The sequence below is a fragment of the Fundidesulfovibrio sp. YSD1 genome (assembly GCF_055397115.1).
The window spans coordinates 687019-701131 of the sequence record NZ_AP043666.1 but is presented as its reverse complement, the minus strand read 5'-3'; the positions used below and the strand labels follow the sequence as shown (position 1 = coordinate 701131).

11 protein-coding genes and 1 tRNA gene are annotated in these 14113 nt (G+C 68.5%); 8 read left to right on the top strand and 4 right to left on the bottom strand.

Translation table 11 applies throughout. The features are described 5' to 3' along the window. Positions 1-15 precede the first annotated feature (15 nt). Both ACZ5V4_RS03275 and ACZ5V4_RS03270 read right to left on the bottom strand, forming a co-directional pair. Positions 16-1044 (bottom strand): HlyD family secretion protein, encoded by a 1029-nt coding sequence (locus ACZ5V4_RS03275; RefSeq protein WP_464316749.1) that lies wholly within the window; start codon positions 1042-1044, stop codon positions 16-18. Between the two features lie 130 nt (positions 1045-1174). Continuing rightward, positions 1175-1261 (bottom strand) — tRNA-Leu (locus tag ACZ5V4_RS03270). A gap of 87 nt (positions 1262-1348) precedes the next feature. On the opposite strand from ACZ5V4_RS03270, the gene ACZ5V4_RS03265 reads away from it, so the two are divergent. From ACZ5V4_RS03265 to ACZ5V4_RS03250, 4 genes are all read left to right on the top strand, one after another. Continuing rightward, on the top strand, positions 1349-2035 hold the full coding sequence (locus tag ACZ5V4_RS03265) for a DUF554 domain-containing protein (protein ID WP_464316748.1): 687 nt from the start codon (positions 1349-1351) through the stop codon (positions 2033-2035). A gap of 18 nt (positions 2036-2053) precedes the next feature. Then, complete coding sequence (locus tag ACZ5V4_RS03260) at positions 2054-2407, top strand: hydrogenase maturation nickel metallochaperone HypA/HybF (RefSeq protein WP_464316747.1); 354 nt, start codon at positions 2054-2056, stop codon at positions 2405-2407. Positions 2408-2409: 2 nt separating this feature from the next. Continuing rightward, positions 2410-3066: a hydrogenase nickel incorporation protein HypB gene (gene hypB / locus ACZ5V4_RS03255; RefSeq protein WP_464316746.1), complete on the top strand. Its 657-nt coding sequence runs from the start codon at positions 2410-2412 to the stop codon at positions 3064-3066. 123 nt (positions 3067-3189) lie between these two features. Further along, a complete protein-coding gene (locus tag ACZ5V4_RS03250; protein ID WP_464316745.1) occupies positions 3190-4314 on the top strand; it encodes an NADH:flavin oxidoreductase in 1125 nt (374 codons plus the stop codon). A gap of 63 nt (positions 4315-4377) precedes the next feature. Here ACZ5V4_RS03250 and alr read toward each other — a convergent pair whose 3' ends face one another. Further along, positions 4378-5499, bottom strand: a complete 1122-nt coding sequence (gene alr, locus ACZ5V4_RS03245; RefSeq protein WP_464316744.1) for an alanine racemase — start codon at positions 5497-5499, stop codon at positions 4378-4380. A gap of 46 nt (positions 5500-5545) precedes the next feature. On the opposite strand from alr, the gene mutL reads away from it, so the two are divergent. Beyond that, on the top strand, positions 5546-7576 hold the full coding sequence (gene mutL, locus ACZ5V4_RS03240; RefSeq protein ID WP_464316743.1) for a DNA mismatch repair endonuclease MutL: 2031 nt from the start codon (positions 5546-5548) through the stop codon (positions 7574-7576). Positions 7577-7590: 14 nt separating this feature from the next. On the opposite strand, the gene rfaD is transcribed toward mutL, so the two are convergent. After that, positions 7591-8562 carry an ADP-glyceromanno-heptose 6-epimerase gene (gene rfaD, locus ACZ5V4_RS03235; protein WP_464316742.1) on the bottom strand — a complete coding sequence of 324 codons (972 nt, stop codon included), beginning with the start codon at positions 8560-8562 and terminating at the stop codon, positions 7591-7593. Between the two features lie 150 nt (positions 8563-8712). Between rfaD and ACZ5V4_RS03230 the strand changes: the two genes are divergently transcribed. The 3 genes from ACZ5V4_RS03230 (at position 8713) to ACZ5V4_RS03220 (ending at position 14038) form a co-directional block, all read left to right on the top strand. Next, positions 8713-10293, top strand: coding sequence for a phosphoenolpyruvate carboxykinase (ATP) (locus tag ACZ5V4_RS03230; protein ID WP_464316741.1), 1581 nt, complete (start codon positions 8713-8715; stop codon positions 10291-10293). Between the two features lie 102 nt (positions 10294-10395). Continuing rightward, entirely contained in the window at positions 10396-13176 is a 2781-nt protein-coding gene (locus tag ACZ5V4_RS03225; protein WP_464316740.1) for a PAS domain-containing hybrid sensor histidine kinase/response regulator, read from the top strand. 112 nt (positions 13177-13288) lie between these two features. Continuing rightward, positions 13289-14038 carry a tetratricopeptide repeat protein gene (locus ACZ5V4_RS03220; protein WP_464316739.1) on the top strand — a complete coding sequence of 250 codons (750 nt, stop codon included), beginning with the start codon at positions 13289-13291 and terminating at the stop codon, positions 14036-14038. Positions 14039-14113 lie beyond the last annotated feature (75 nt).

Below are 14113 nucleotides of genomic sequence, written 5' to 3'. Positions count from 1 at the left end.
GAGCCCCGGGCGGGATCAGTCCGGGACCTCCATGGTCACGCGGGCGCGCATGCCTTCCTTGAAGCGCATGTCGTCGTTGGGGATCTCCACGAAGACCAGGAAGATGCTGGGCAGCTGCACGTCGGCCAGCAGGCCTCCGCCGCCGGAGATCCTGCCCACCTTGCCCTGGATGGGAACGTTGCCCTGGGACTCGAAGGTCACCGTGACGGGCATGCCCGTCTTCACCTGGGCGATGTACTTCTCGGGCACCCAGCACTTCACGGCCAGGGAGCGCAGGTTCCCCACGCGCATCAGGCGCGTGTACTTGGAGATGGTGCCCCCTAAGATCAGCTCCGGGCTCTTCCAGAGCACCTGCCCGTTCACCTGCGAGAGGATGAGCCCCGTCTTGGGGAACTTGGACGGGTCCTTGGATTTGACGCCGAGGCGCGCCTTGGCCGAGGAGAACTTGGCCGCGTCGAAGTCGCTCTCGCTGCGGATGACGCTCTCCAGCGTGCTGGCCTGGCTCTGGAGGACGATGATCTGCTGCCTCAGGTCGTCCACCTGGGCGGCGGAGGCGAAGCCGTTGCGGTAGTCGTTCACCGTCTGGTCGAGGTCGCGCTTCCTGTTGCGCAGGTCGAGCCTGATCTGTTCCAGCATGTGCATGTTCTGCTTGGTCTTGCTGGTCTCGATCTGGCTGAGCTCGTACTGGATCACGCCCTTGGGCAGGGTGTATTCGACCAGGGGCTGCGAATCGCCCACGGTGGTGCCTATGTCCACGAAGATGTCGACGAAGGTGATCTTGCCTTCGAAGATCGAGCTCGGGGCAGGCTCCTTGTTCTCGGCCCTGCTGGCGGCCTCGATCTCCTGGGCTTCCTTCTTCTGGGCGTCGGTGGAGTGCGGGGAGAAGACGTCCTGGGCTTCCTGGCACTCGGTCTTGCCCTCGAAGACGATGGTTTCGCAAAGGGCGGGGGCCGCCCCGGAGAAGAGCAGGGCGGACAAGAGGGCCAGGGCGGACGCGATGCGGGCCGCGCGGCCGGTGACGAGTCTAAGGGGAGCGGTGGTCATGGGGGCCTCTGAAACAACGGTTCCGGGCCTGCGCCACCCGCGCCCGAAGCGGCGCGCCGGGGCGCGTCCCGGGAAAGGGTCCGGCGGCCTGGTCGGCGCTGGATGAAGTGGCTCGGCAAGTCCGTTTCAGTGGTACCGGGAGTGGGACTCGAACCCACAAGGCCTTGCGACCGGCGGATTTTGAGTCCGCTGCGTCTACCAATTCCGCCATCCCGGCAAAAGGCCTTCCTAACTAGGTCAGGCCCGTGCCCGTGTCAAGACGGGCTTGTGCTCGCGGCCCCAAGCTGGTAGCACCGGACCCCTCATGGACATGCCCCTGGGTACCCTCGCCAACGCCGCGGCCATCGTCGCCGGGAGCCTCGTCGGCATCGTCATGCACGGCCGCTTCCCGGAGAGCGTGAAGAAGATCGTCTTCCAGGCCCTGGGCCTCTCCGTGCTGATCATCGGGCTCCAGATGGCCCTCAAGATGGACAGGCCGCTCTTGGTGGTCTTCAGCATGGTGCTCGGGGCCATCATGGGCGAGCTCCTGCGCATCGAGGACCGCCTGGAGTCCCTGGGCGAGCGCATCAAGGGCCTGGCCCGCTCGCGCAACGCCATGTTCACCGACGGCTTCGTCTCGGCCTCGCTCATCTATTGCGTGGGCTCCATGGCCATCCTGGGCTCCCTGGACGACGGGCTGAGAAACGACCCGACCATCCTCCTGACCAAGGCCACCCTGGACGGCTTCGCGTCCATCCCCCTGGCCTCCACCTACGGGGTGGGCGTGATGTTCTCGGCCTTGCCGGTGCTCCTCTACCAGGGGGCCATCACCCTGGCCGCCGGGTCGGTGCGCGAGGTGGTCACGCCGGAACTGCTCACGCAGCTCACGGCCACGGGCGGGCTTTTGATCATGTCCATCGGCGTGAACCTGCTTGGGCTCACGCGCATCAAGGTGGGCAACTTCCTGCCCGCCATCGCCTGGGCCGCGCTCTTGAGTTTCACCCCCATTTAGGCCACAACCGGGACCGCCATGCACGAAATGTCCATCGCCCAGTCCATCCTGGACATCATCAAGCAGGAAATGCAGAACACCGGCCTGCAAAGGCTCATCCGGGTCAAGATCAAGCACGGTGCGCTGACCAACACGGTGCCCGAGGCCCTGGACACCTGCTTCATGGCCCTCACCGTGGGCACGCCGCTCGAGTCGGCCGTGTTCGAGCTTGAGAGTGTGCCCGCGCTCTACCGCTGCCGCGTCTGCTCCAGGGAGTTCTCCCCGGAGGAGCACAACCGCCTGCTCGTGCCCTGCCCGCATTGCGGCGAGGAGTTCGGGCACACCGTGCTGGCGGGCAAGGAACTTTTCATCGACTACATCGAGGCGGAGTGAACATGAAAGTATCCGTGGTCCGCAACGTCCTGGAAGCCAACGACCGCCTGGCCGCCGAGCTGCGCGAGATGTTCGCCGGCAAGGGTATCCTGGCGCTCAACCTCATGAGCTCGCCCGGCGCGGGCAAGACGAGCCTGCTCGAGCGCACCCTGGCCGACCTCAAAGGCGAGTTCAAGATGGCCGTCATCGAGGGGGACCTCCAGACCGACAACGACGCCCGCCGCGTGGCCGCCACGGGCGCGCAGGCCGTGCAGATCAACACCGAGGGCGGCTGCCACCTGAACAGCTCCATGGTGCTCGAGGCGCTCAAACAGATCGACATGGAGGGGCTGGACATCCTCTTCATCGAGAACGTGGGCAATCTGGTCTGCCCGGCCGAGTTCGACGTGGGCGAGGACTTCAAGGTCACGCTGCTCTCCGTGACCGAGGGCGACGACAAGCCCGAGAAGTACCCCCTGATGTTCAACCTGAGCGAGGTCTCCCTGCTGAACAAGGTGGACCTGTTGCCCTACGTGGACTTCGACATGGAGCGCGCCAGGGGCTTCATGCGCGCCCTGAACAAGGACATCACCATCTTCGGCGTCTCCTGCAAGACCCGCGAGGGCCTGGACGGCTGGTACGGCTGGCTGCGCGCCAAGCGGGCCGCGAAAAAGGCTTGAGCGCGGGCGCTTGATCGAAACGCGAAAAAGCGTAGGAGGGGGCTTCGGCCCCCTCTTTTTTTCGCACAAGGCCGCCTGAATCCAAGATCACCCGCCGCGCGCAGCGGCGAAAGGAAGGAAGCGATGTCCGTTCTTTTCGAGCAGACCGCCATAAACGGCATGACCCTGGCCAACCGCTTCGTGCGCTCCGCCACCTGGGAGGGCCTGGCCGAGCCCGACGGCTCCGTGACCCCGAGGCTCGCCGAGGCCATGGCCGAGCTGGCCCGGGGCCAGGTGGGGCTCATCATCTCCGGCCACGCCTACGTCACCCGCGAGGGCCAGGCCGGGCTCAAACAACTGGGAGCCTACGACGACTCCCAGGTGCAGGGGCTTGCCGCCATGGCCAGGGCCGTGCACGGCGAGGGCGGCAGGATCGCCCTGCAACTGGCCCACGCGGGCAACCAGGCCAACACCGCGCTCTCCGGGCTGCCCGCCGTGGGCCCGGTGGACGTTCCCGCCCCTGAAGGGGGGCTGCCTTGCGACGGCCTGGACGAGGCGGGCATCGCCCGCGTGGTGGAAGCCTTCGCCCAGGCGGCAAGGCGCGCGAAGGACGCGGGCTTCGACGCCGTGCAGGTGCACGCCGCGCACGGGTACCTCCTGAGCCAGTTCCTCTCGCCCGCCTGGAACACCCGCTCCGACGGCTACGGCGGCCCGATCGAGAACAGGGCGCGCGCCGCCGTGGAGGTCATCCGCGCGGTGCGCGGGGCAGTGGGGCCCGGCTACCCGGTGCTGGTGAAGCTCAATTCCGCCGATTTCGTGGAAGGGGGCCTGGACGCCCAGGACAGCGCGGCGGCGGCCGCGCTTTTCGAGCAGGCCGGGGCCGACGCGCTGGAGCTCTCCGGCGGTTCGCGCGCGGCCGGGGAAAAGTTCATGCCCGCGCGCAAGGGGAAGATCCGCTCCCAGGCCGACGAGGCCTACCACCGCGAGGCCGCCAAGCTGGTCAAGGCGCGCTTAAGCGTGCCGCTCATGCTCGTGGGCGGGATACGCTCATTCGAGGTGGCCGAGGGCGTGGTGGACTCCGGCCTAGCCGATTACGTCAGCCTGTGCCGCCCGCTCATCTGCGAGCCGGGCCTGGTGCGGCGCTGGCGCGACGGCGACCGCCGCCCGGCCCTGTGCGTTTCGGACAACGCCTGCTACGGCCCGGGGTTCGCCGGGGAGGGCATCCGCTGCGTGACCTTCGAGAAGGCCCGGGCCAAGGCTGCGAGGTAGGACGGAAACGCCGGGGCGCGGCCGGACAGTTGGCCGCGCCCCGGGCTGCAAACGAAAGGCCTTCTAGACGTATTCTCTCTTGTTCAGCCCCAGCAGGCAGAACACCTCGTAGGTGATGGTGCCCCACCAGGAGGCCAAATCCTCGGGCGTGACCCGGCCCTCGCCCTCACCGCCCAGGAGCCAGATGTCCTCGCCCGGGCGCACGCTCTCCACGCTGGTCACGTCCACGGCGCACATCTGCATGCACACGCGCCCGAGGATCGGCACCCTGCGCCCCTTCAGGCACATCCAGGCCTTGCCCGAGAGCCCCCGGCTGTAGGCGTCGGCGTAGCCCGCGGCCACCACGGCCACGGTCTTGTCCTTTGCTGCCGTGTAGGTGCAGCCGTAGCTGATGGACTGGCCCTTTTTCAGCGGGTGCACGGAAAGTATCTTCGTCTTCACGCTCATGGCGGGCCTGAGCCCCCGCCCGGCCTCTTCGAGCGGCGTGCCGCGGAAGGGGTTGCAGCCGTAGAGCGCGATGCCCGCGCGCTGGTTGTCGAGGTGCAGGCCCGGGTGGCCGAGGATCGCGGCGGAGTTGGCGATGCTGGCCGCCGAGGTCAGGCCTTCGCCGGCCAGTGCCTGGCGGATGGCCGCGAATTCGGCTGCCTGCTGGTCCACGTAGGCCTGGGATTCGGGCTCGTCCGCCGTGGCCAGGTGGGAGCTCACGAATTCCAGGCGCACGTTCTTCATGGCCTTCAGGCGCGCGGCCACGGCGGGAACGTCGGCCAGGGTGAAGCCCAGGCGGCGCATGCCGGTGTCGAACTTCAGCGCCACGGAGATGGCCTCGTCCTCCCCCGCCTGGACCTCGGCCAGCTTGTCCAGCTGTTCGAAGCCGTGCAGGAAGGGGATCACGCCCGCGTCCCAGAGCGCCTGGTATTCGCTGTCCTCCACGGGGCCCAAGAGGGCGATCACGCGCCTGGCGTGGCCCGTGGCGCGCAGGGCCACGGCTTCCTCAACGGTGCCCACGGCGAAGGTCTCAGCGCCCTCGGCCGAGAGCACCTGGGCCACCTGGGAGAGACCGTGCCCGTAGGCGTCGGCCTTGATCACGGGGACCACGCCGCCCGAGGCGGCGTTCAGCAGATGATAATTATGAACGATATTGGCCAGTTCGATAACCGCCGTGACCTTGTTGTAGGGAATGCTCATGTCGGCTCCGTTGCCGGGAGTTTCGTGTTCGGGTAGTCTGGCCGCGATGAATTCCTACCGAACCATTCGCGTCTTGCCGCCCCACCTTCAGAACCAGATCGCCGCCGGTGAGGTGGTAGAGCGGCCTTCGAGCGTCGTCAAGGAACTGGTGGAAAACAGCCTCGATGCCGGGGCTGACCGCGTCCAGGTGCAGCTGGACGGCGGCGGGCTCGAGCTGATCCTCGTGCAGGACAACGGCCGGGGCATGGACCCGGACGAGATGCGCCTGGCGCTCACGCGCCACGCCACCAGCAAGCTGACCGCCGTGGAGGACCTCGAGTCCATCGCCACCTTCGGCTTCAGGGGCGAGGCCCTGCCCTCCATCGCCTCGGTGTCGCGCCTGCGCATGAGCTCCAAAAGCCAGGACTCGCCCGACGCGCACTTCATCGACGTGCACTTCGGGGAGCCCCGCGAACAAGGCCCGGCCGCCATGACCCAGGGCACGCGCATCGAGGTGCGCGATCTCTTCGCCAACGTGCCCGCCCGGCTCAAGTTCATGAAATCCCTGCCCACCGAGGTGCGCCGCTGCCAGGAGGTCCTGGAGCGCATGGCCCTCTCCCGTCTGGACGCGGGCTTCAAGTTTTCCGTGGGAGAGCGCGTGGCCCTGCGCTTCGTGCCCGGCCAGAACCTGATCTCGCGCCTGGGCGTTGTCTGGCCCCCGGCCGTGGCCCAGGCCCTGACCCCGGTGGAGGCCGAGATGCACGGGCTTCGCGTCGCCGGGTTCGCGGGCCTGCCCCACGTGGGCCAGGCCAGGCCGGACAGGATGCTCTTCTACGTCAACGGGCGGCCCGTGCAGGACAGGGTGCTCCTGCGCGCCGTGCGCGAGGCCTACAAGGGCCGGATGCTCGCGCGCGAGTACCCGGTGGCCGCGCTTTTCATCGAGACCGGCCCCGGCGAGGTGGACGTGAACGTGCACCCGGCCAAGACCGAGGTGCGCTTCCGCGACGAGGGACTGGCCTTCACCCTGGTGCGCACGGCCGTGGCCCGTGCCCTGGACCTGGGCGCACCCTCGGCGGCCATGCGCGGCGTGCTGGACCACAAGGCCCCGTCCGCGCGCGAAGCGGGCCAGGACGGCCCCAAGTACGCGACGTACCAGGAGTATCTGACGGAAGTGGCCGAGTCCTCCCGGGAGGGGGGGGCGGAGCCCGAGGCACCCGGGCGGGAGTTTTCGCGCCCCGGCGGGCAGGCCCGGACCCTGGCCGTGTCCGGAGGCGGCGTCCGGCCGGACTGGCTGGCCTCGCGCCCGGGCATGGAGGGCTTCGACCCGGGCGACACCCCGGCCTACCTGCGCCGGGCCGCCGAGGGCGGCGCGGTGCCCGGCGAGGCCGGGCAACCGCAGAGCCAGCGCCCCAGGCGTTTCGACGAGCCTCCGGCCCTGCGCGACTCGGCCCGGGAAGCCGTGGCCGCCTACGAGGCCGGGACGCCACCCGCGCGGGAGCCGGAGAGGGCCCGGGAGGCCGGGCAGGCGCGCGCGCGGCCGCGGCGCGTGGGCGGGGTGGAGTACCTGGGCCAGGTCGCGGGGACCTACCTGGTGCTTCGCCTGGCAGGGGAGGGGGTCGCGCTCCTGGACCAGCACGCGGCCCACGAGCGGGTGCTCTTCGAGCGCATGCGCGCCGCGCACTCCAAGGGCCAGAGCCAGCCCCTGGCCATCCCCTTCGAGATGGCCCTGCACCCGGCCGAGCAGAAGAGGCTCACCGGGTTGTGGGGCGAGCTTTCGGCCCTGGGCTTCCAGATGGAGTCCGTGCGGCCGGGGGTGACGGCCGTGCGCGGCATCCCTCCGCTGCTGACCACCGGACAGGCCAAGGAGTTCCTGAAGGAGGTCCTCTCGGGCCAGGCCAAGGGCATGGCGGACCTCTGGGCGGTGATGAGCTGCAAGGGGGCGATCAAGGCGGGCGACGCCCTGGCCGACGACGAGGCCCTGGCGCTCATCGCCGAATGGAGCGTGGTGCCGGACCGCGACTACTGCCCCCACGGCAGGCCCGTGGTGGTCACCTGGGACAAGAAGGAGCTGGAGAAACTCTTCAAACGGCGCAAGTAGGCGGGGCTGCCCGTCTAGAGGTATCTGTCCGCCCCTGACAGGTAGCCGCGCACGTAATCCTCCACCGCCTCCTCCAGGGGCGTGAACGCCCTGTCGTATCCGGCCGCGCGCAGCCGCTCCATGGGGGCCTCGGTGAAATACTGGTAAGTGTCCCGGATGGCCTCGGGCATGTCAACGTATTCGATGTCCGCGGGCCTGCCCATGGCTGCGAACACCGCCAGGGCCAGGTCCTTGAAGCTTCTCGCCCTGCCCGAACCCACGTTGAACACGCCGTTGGCGCGCGGGTTCTCCAGGAGCCAGGCCACCACGTCCGCGCAGTCCTTCACGTAGACGAAGTCCCGCCGCTGCCCTCCGTCCTCCACTCCTTCCCTGTGCGACCGGAAGAGCCGCACCTTTCCCGCCTCGTTGATCTGCCCGAAGGCCTTGCAGGCAACGCTCATCATCTCGCCCTTGTGGTACTCGTTGGGGCCGAAGACGTTGAAGAACTTGAGGCTGGCCACGCTCGAAAGCCAGCCCTCGCGCAGGGCCGCCAGGTCGAAGAGGTGCTTGGAGTAGCCGTAAATGTTCATGGGCCTGAGGCGCGAGAGCCCTTCCGGGCCGTCCCCGAAGCCCTGGGAGCCGTCGCCGTAGGTGGCGGCGCTGGAGGCGTTCACGAAGCGGACCTGGTTGTCCAGGCAGAAGCGGCAGAGATCGAGCGTGTAGCGGGTGTTGTTGGCGTGGAGGTAGTCCGCGTCGCGCTCGGTGGTGGCGGAGCAGGCCCCCAGGTGCGCCACGGCCTTGGCCCCGTAGTGGTTCCGGCCGCTCCGCACGCTTTTCAGGAACTCGTCCTTGTGCACGTAGTCCCTGAAGCGCCTGTTCACGAGATTGCGCCATTTTTCGCTAACTCCCAGGTTGTCCACCACCAGGATGTCGTCGAAACCCAGTTCGTTGAGCTTCCAGATGACGGCGCTGCCCAGAAAACCAGCCCCTCCCGTGACCACGATCATGAGACCTCCCCGGCACTCGCGGCATAACCAACCGTTTTCGCCGCACTAAATCGACGGATTCGCAAAAGCAACCCGGCTTTTGCCTTGGCATGACTTCGTGAAATGTTGTACATGCCCAGACGCCCCCAATCAACCAAGCCGAGGCCTCCCATGCCCATCTTCGAGGAATTCGATATCGCCGCGCGGAACATCTACCGCCAGGCGGTGGATGAGGAACGCATCATCCACAATCCCGGCCCCGAAAGGCTCAGGCGCATCAGCCTGGAGGCCCCGGAGGTGCGGGAGAGCCGCTACGGCAACATAGTGGCGCGCACCGAGCCCACGGCAAGGGCCAGGGCCTTCACCAAGAACAGCGTGGACTCCCCCTTCGGCCAGCCCGAATTCGCCCTGCTGGCCAAGGCGCGCAACGCCCTGGCCCAGCAGCAGCTCATCTGCATGGACGTGCTTGTGCGCCAGGGCAACCCGCCCGTGACCGCGCGCCTGATGGTGCCCAGGCGCTTCGCGCACATCGCCTACGGCGGCATGAAGCTCTTCGGCCCGAGGCTCAACGACGTGAGCGAGCCCACGCACCAGGTGATCTACTTCCACGACGAGGCCTGGGAGCGCAACTTCGGCCTGCCCATCGACGAGATGGACATCACCATCCGCCTGGTCCATTCGTCAACCGGGCGCATGATCAAGATCGTGCGCAACTCGAGCCACCTGGGCGAGTTCAAGAAGGGCATCTTCGCCGCCGAGGACTGGCGCGCCAAGCTCACCGGGGAGGGCATCTTCCTGCACGCGGGCTGCCGCCGCGACACCCTGGAGAGCGCCAGGGGCGGCATGCACTCGCAGACCTCGCTCTTCGTGGCCCTGGCGGCCAACGGCAAGACCTCGCTCACCTGCCGGGTGCTGGCGCGCAAGAACGGCGAGGAGTCCTGGCTGATCCAGGACGACGGCGGCATCCTCACCCGCCAGGGCAGCTTCCACGGCTACGAGCAGGGCGGCATCTACGCCAAGACCGACGGCCTGACCCCCAGCGAGCAGATCGAGACCTACTACGGCGCCCTGAAGCCCGACTCCTACCTGGAGAACGTGCACGTGGAGGAGGACCGCTCGCTCGATTTCTTCAACATCCAGCGCACCTCCAACGGCCGCGCGGCCATCGAGCGGCGCGACTTCATGCACGCCCACCGCGCCATCGACGCCCAGGAGGTGAACAACGTCTTCATCATCACCCGGGGCGACATCATCCCCGCCGTGGCCAAGCTCTCCCCCTGGCAGGCCACGGCCTTCATGGTCCTGGGGCAGTCCTTCGAGCCCGCCTCCACGCCCGAGGCAGAGGCCAAGAGCGTGTTCTTCTTCGATCCCTTCATGGCCGGGGACCGCGTGGAGCACGCCCACCTGTTCCAGGAAATCCTCAAGTGGAACCCGCACATCAACTGCTACCTGCTGAACACCGGCGGGGTGGGGCAGGGCGGGCACCACCGCAAGATCGCCCTGTGCGACACGCTGAACATCCTCGAGTCCATCCTGCGCGGCGGCCTGGAGGATTGGGAGACCTGCGAGGCCACCGGGCTCATGGTCCCGCGCGCGGTGCGCGGCATCGACTCGATCCTTTTGCATCCGGCCAAGCTCTTCCCGGGCCAGGAGTTCGAGGCGCGCCAGGCCGCGCTTTTCGCGGCGCGCAGGCGGACGCTGGAATCCTACGAGGGGCTCGACAGGGCCATCGTCAATTCCATCAAGAAGTAGCCGCGCGACTCCGTACGGCTTGCACAAAACGCCTCTCGGGGCTATGTTTTGTCTATGGCCTGTGTCCCTTCCCATGGACCGGACTCGCGAAAGGCGGAATCGATGGACTCGCACAAAACCAGGGAGCAACTGCTCGAGGAACTGGCCCGGGCCAGGCGGCGCATCGCCGAGATGGAAGGCCAGGCCCCGCAGGGCGGCGAGCAGGAGCGGATGCTCGCCCAGGTCCTGGACACCATCCCGGCTCGGGTCTTCTGGAAGGACCGGGACCTCTCCTACCTGGGCTGCAACCGCCAGTTCGCGGCCGATGCCGGACTTTCCTCGCCTTCGCGCATCGCGGGCATGAACGATTTCCAGATGCCCTGGGCGTCCGAGGCCGAGGCCTACAGGGCCGACGACCGCAAGGTGATCGAGACCGGACAGCCCATCATCGGCTACGAGGAGCCCCAGACCACCCCCACGGGCCAGACCATCTGGCTGCGCACCAGCAAGGTCCCGCTGCTGGACGCCACGGGGCGCATCCGGGGCGTGCTCGGCACCTACGAGGACATCACCGCCGGCCGCCGGGCGCTGGAAGCCCTGGCCGAGAGCGAGGAGAAATACCGGGCCATCGTCCGGGCCTTCGACGGCCAGATCTACACCTGCTCCGCCGACCTGCGCATCCAGTTCATGAACAAGGCCATGGTCGAGCGCCTGGGCCGCGACGCCACGGGGGAGCCCTGCCACAAGGCCCTGCACGGCCTGGACGACCCCTGCCCCTGGTGCGCCAACGAGCGCGTCTTCAAGGGCGAGACCGTGCGCTGGGAGGCCCAGAGCCCCGGCAACCACCGCTGGTACTACGTGGTCCAGACGCCGGTGTTCCACGGGGACGGCTCGGTCTCCAAACTGGCCATGATCACGGACATCACCGAGCGCAAAAAGGGCGAGGAAGACCTGCGCGAGAGCCGCGAACGCTACCGGATCGTGGCCGACAACACCTACGACTGGGAGTTCTGGATAGGCCCCGAAGGCGCGGCCCTCTACCAGTCGCCTTCCTGCGAGCGCGTCACCGGGCGCAGCGCCCGGGAGTTCATGGAGGACCCGGGGCTGCTCGAGCGCATCGTCCACCCGGACGACGCCGCCGAGTTCTCGCGCCACAATCGGGACGTGATGTCCAGGCGCGCACCGGGCACGATGAGCTTCCGCATCGTGCTGCCCGACGGCCAGGTCCGCTGGATCGAGCACATCTGCCAGCCCGTCTTCGGCGTGGGCGGGGTGTACATGGGCGTGCGCGGCAGCAACCGCGACGTCACCGAGAGCAGGCTCATCCGCGAGGAGCTCAAGCGGGCCATGGAGGCCGCCCAGGACGCGAGCCGGGCCAAGAGCGCCTTCATGGCCAACATGAGCCACGAGATCCGCACCCCCATGAACGCCATCCTGGGCTTTTCCAGGCTCGTGCTCAGGCGCGGGCTCGTGGGCGAGCAGCGGGAGTTCATGGAAGGCATCATGGACGCCGGGGCCGCGCTCATGCAGATCATCGGCGACATCCTCGACTTCTCCAAGATCGAGGCCGGGCGCATGGAACTCGAGAGCGAGTGCTTCGGCGTCCCCGAGCTTCTGGACAAGCTCATGCGCGCCTTCGCCCCCCAGGCCCAGAAAAAGGGCCTGCGCCTGGACTTCAAGGCCGCCCCCGGCGTCGCTTCGACGGTCAGGGGCGACAGGGGCAGGCTCCGGCAGGTGCTGGTGAACCTGGTGGGCAACGCGATCAAGTTCACGCCCGAGGGGGGCGTGGAGTGCCGGGTGGAGCCGGAGCCCGAGGCCATACGTCCCGAGGGCGCCCCCCCGGGCCAGCAGAGGCTCCTCTTCACGGTGCGCGACACGGGCATCGGCATCGCGCCGGACAAGCTCGAGGCCATCTTCGACAGCTTCACCCAGGCCGACCTCTCCACCACCAAGCGCTTCGGCGGCACCGGACTGGGCCTTGCCATCTCGCGAAGGCTCGTCTCCATGATGCACGGCCGCATCTGGGTGGAGAGCGCGCCGGGCCAGGGGGCCGCGTTCTTCTTCACCGCCGGGTTCGAGCCCTCCCTGGCCGGCCGGGCCGGGGAGGCCTGCGAGCATGCGCCCGCCGGGGGCGAGCTGCGCGCGCTGCCCCCCCTGGACGTCCTCCTGGCCGAGGACGACCGCCTCAACCAGACCTTCATGGAGGCCCTGCTCAAGGAGGCCGGGCACAGCGTGACCATCGCGGCCAACGGCAGGGAGGCGCTGGAGCTCCTGGAGAAGCAGGCCTTCGACGTGATCCTCATGGACATCTCCATGCCGGAACTCGACGGCGTGCAGGCCACCAGGGCCATCCGCGCCATGGGGCCGCCGCGCGGCCAGGTGCCCATCGTTGCCATGACCGCGCACGCCCTCAAGGGCGACCGGGAGCGCTTCCTGGCCGCCGGAATGGACGGCTACGTGGCCAAGCCCGTGGACATGGAGGCCCTGCTCGGGGCGCTTTCGCGCGTGGTGGACAAGGCCGGGCCCGGCGAGGCCCCGCCCCACGGCCCGCACGCCACGGAAGGGGACGGCCCCCTGCTGGACGAGGACTGGATCGCCCGCCAGTACTCCGGCCGGGGGGACATGGGCCGCAAGCTCGTGGAGCTCTACCTGGCGGAACTGCCCAGGCGGCTGGAGGAGATCGCCCTGGCGGCAGATGCGGGCGACGCCAAGGCCCTGGCCATGGCCGCGCACACGCTCAAGGGCGCTTCCGGAGTGGTGGGCGCTTCCGGCGTGGCCAGGCAGGCCCTGCTGGTGGAAAAGGCCGGGCGCGCGGGGGATTTGCCCCTGGCCCGTGCGCTCATGACCGAGCTGGCCGCCGTGGCCGCGCGGACGAGGGAAATCCTGCCTGCGGCCCTGGACTGAATCCGGGGCGCTTATTTTCGTGAAATCCCCATGGGTTCGGCGTTGACCGCGTCCGCCCGCGCGGGTAGTCATGCAGCGTGAGGCCGCCGCACCCGGCCGCCACGGAGCGAGCATGGCAGACAACTCCGCATACCCCGCCGTCCTGGGCGTCTACTCCCTGCGCAAGGTCACGGAGATAGGCGCGGGCGCCACCCTGGCGGACCGCAAGGGCGTCACCTACTGGTATTTCCGCCAGACCGGCGACGAGTCCTTCGAGCGCCAGCCCCTGGGGGCCGACGGGCTGCCCTCGGGGCTCAAGTCCAAATGCCCGGCGAGCGAGCTCATAAGCTCTTTCACGCCCGAGCCGCTCTACTACGGCGAGAACCCGTTGCCCGCCCTCTCCGCCCTGGCCGCGAACCTGGCGGACGAAGGCGACGACACCGCCCTGGACAAGCTCGACGACGCCCAGTGGGACGCGCTCAAGGCCCTGCTGGTGGACCCCGTGGAGATCCCCCTGCGCTTCGATCCCGAATACCTGGGCAAGAGCAGGGCCATCCTGAAGGCGGCCAGGGCCGTGCTGAACATGCTCATGTGCCGGGGCCGGGCCGCGCGCTTCACCCAGTGCTCGCGCCTGAACGGCTTCGGCGTGCGCCTGCGCAAGAACGGCCGCCTGGAGGAGTCCATCAGCTATTTCAACAAGGCCCTGGACATGGACCGCACCGACGAGCACCTGCTCTTCAACGTGGCCCGGGTCTACTACGACAAGGGCGACTTCGAGCGCTGCCGTCAGGCCCTCCAGGAGGCCCTGGCCCTGAACCCCGAGTTCCCCGAGGCGGGCATGTTCGCCCGCTTCATGGCCCGCAAGACCTTCTCCCCCGCCTGAAGCCGGGCCCGCGCCATTCCCTTGCGCGGCGTTTCGTGCTACCCGTGAGGACCGTGCCCCGTATACGGCGGCCGC

Coding starts and splice junctions, on each gene's coding strand:
- ACZ5V4_RS03275 (WP_464316749.1), bottom strand. CDS start 1,044: ATGACCACCGCTCCCCTTAGACTCGTCACCGGCCGCGCGGCCCGCATC.
- ACZ5V4_RS03265 (WP_464316748.1), top strand. CDS start 1,349: ATGGACATGCCCCTGGGTACCCTCGCCAACGCCGCGGCCATCGTCGCC.
- ACZ5V4_RS03260 (WP_464316747.1), top strand. CDS start 2,054: ATGCACGAAATGTCCATCGCCCAGTCCATCCTGGACATCATCAAGCAG.
- hypB (WP_464316746.1), top strand. CDS start 2,410: ATGAAAGTATCCGTGGTCCGCAACGTCCTGGAAGCCAACGACCGCCTG.
- ACZ5V4_RS03250 (WP_464316745.1), top strand. CDS start 3,190: ATGTCCGTTCTTTTCGAGCAGACCGCCATAAACGGCATGACCCTGGCC.
- alr (WP_464316744.1), bottom strand. CDS start 5,499: ATGAGCATTCCCTACAACAAGGTCACGGCGGTTATCGAACTGGCCAAT.
- mutL (WP_464316743.1), top strand. CDS start 5,546: ATGAATTCCTACCGAACCATTCGCGTCTTGCCGCCCCACCTTCAGAAC.
- rfaD (WP_464316742.1), bottom strand. CDS start 8,562: ATGATCGTGGTCACGGGAGGGGCTGGTTTTCTGGGCAGCGCCGTCATC.
- ACZ5V4_RS03230 (WP_464316741.1), top strand. CDS start 8,713: ATGCCCATCTTCGAGGAATTCGATATCGCCGCGCGGAACATCTACCGC.
- ACZ5V4_RS03225 (WP_464316740.1), top strand. CDS start 10,396: ATGGACTCGCACAAAACCAGGGAGCAACTGCTCGAGGAACTGGCCCGG.
- ACZ5V4_RS03220 (WP_464316739.1), top strand. CDS start 13,289: ATGGCAGACAACTCCGCATACCCCGCCGTCCTGGGCGTCTACTCCCTG.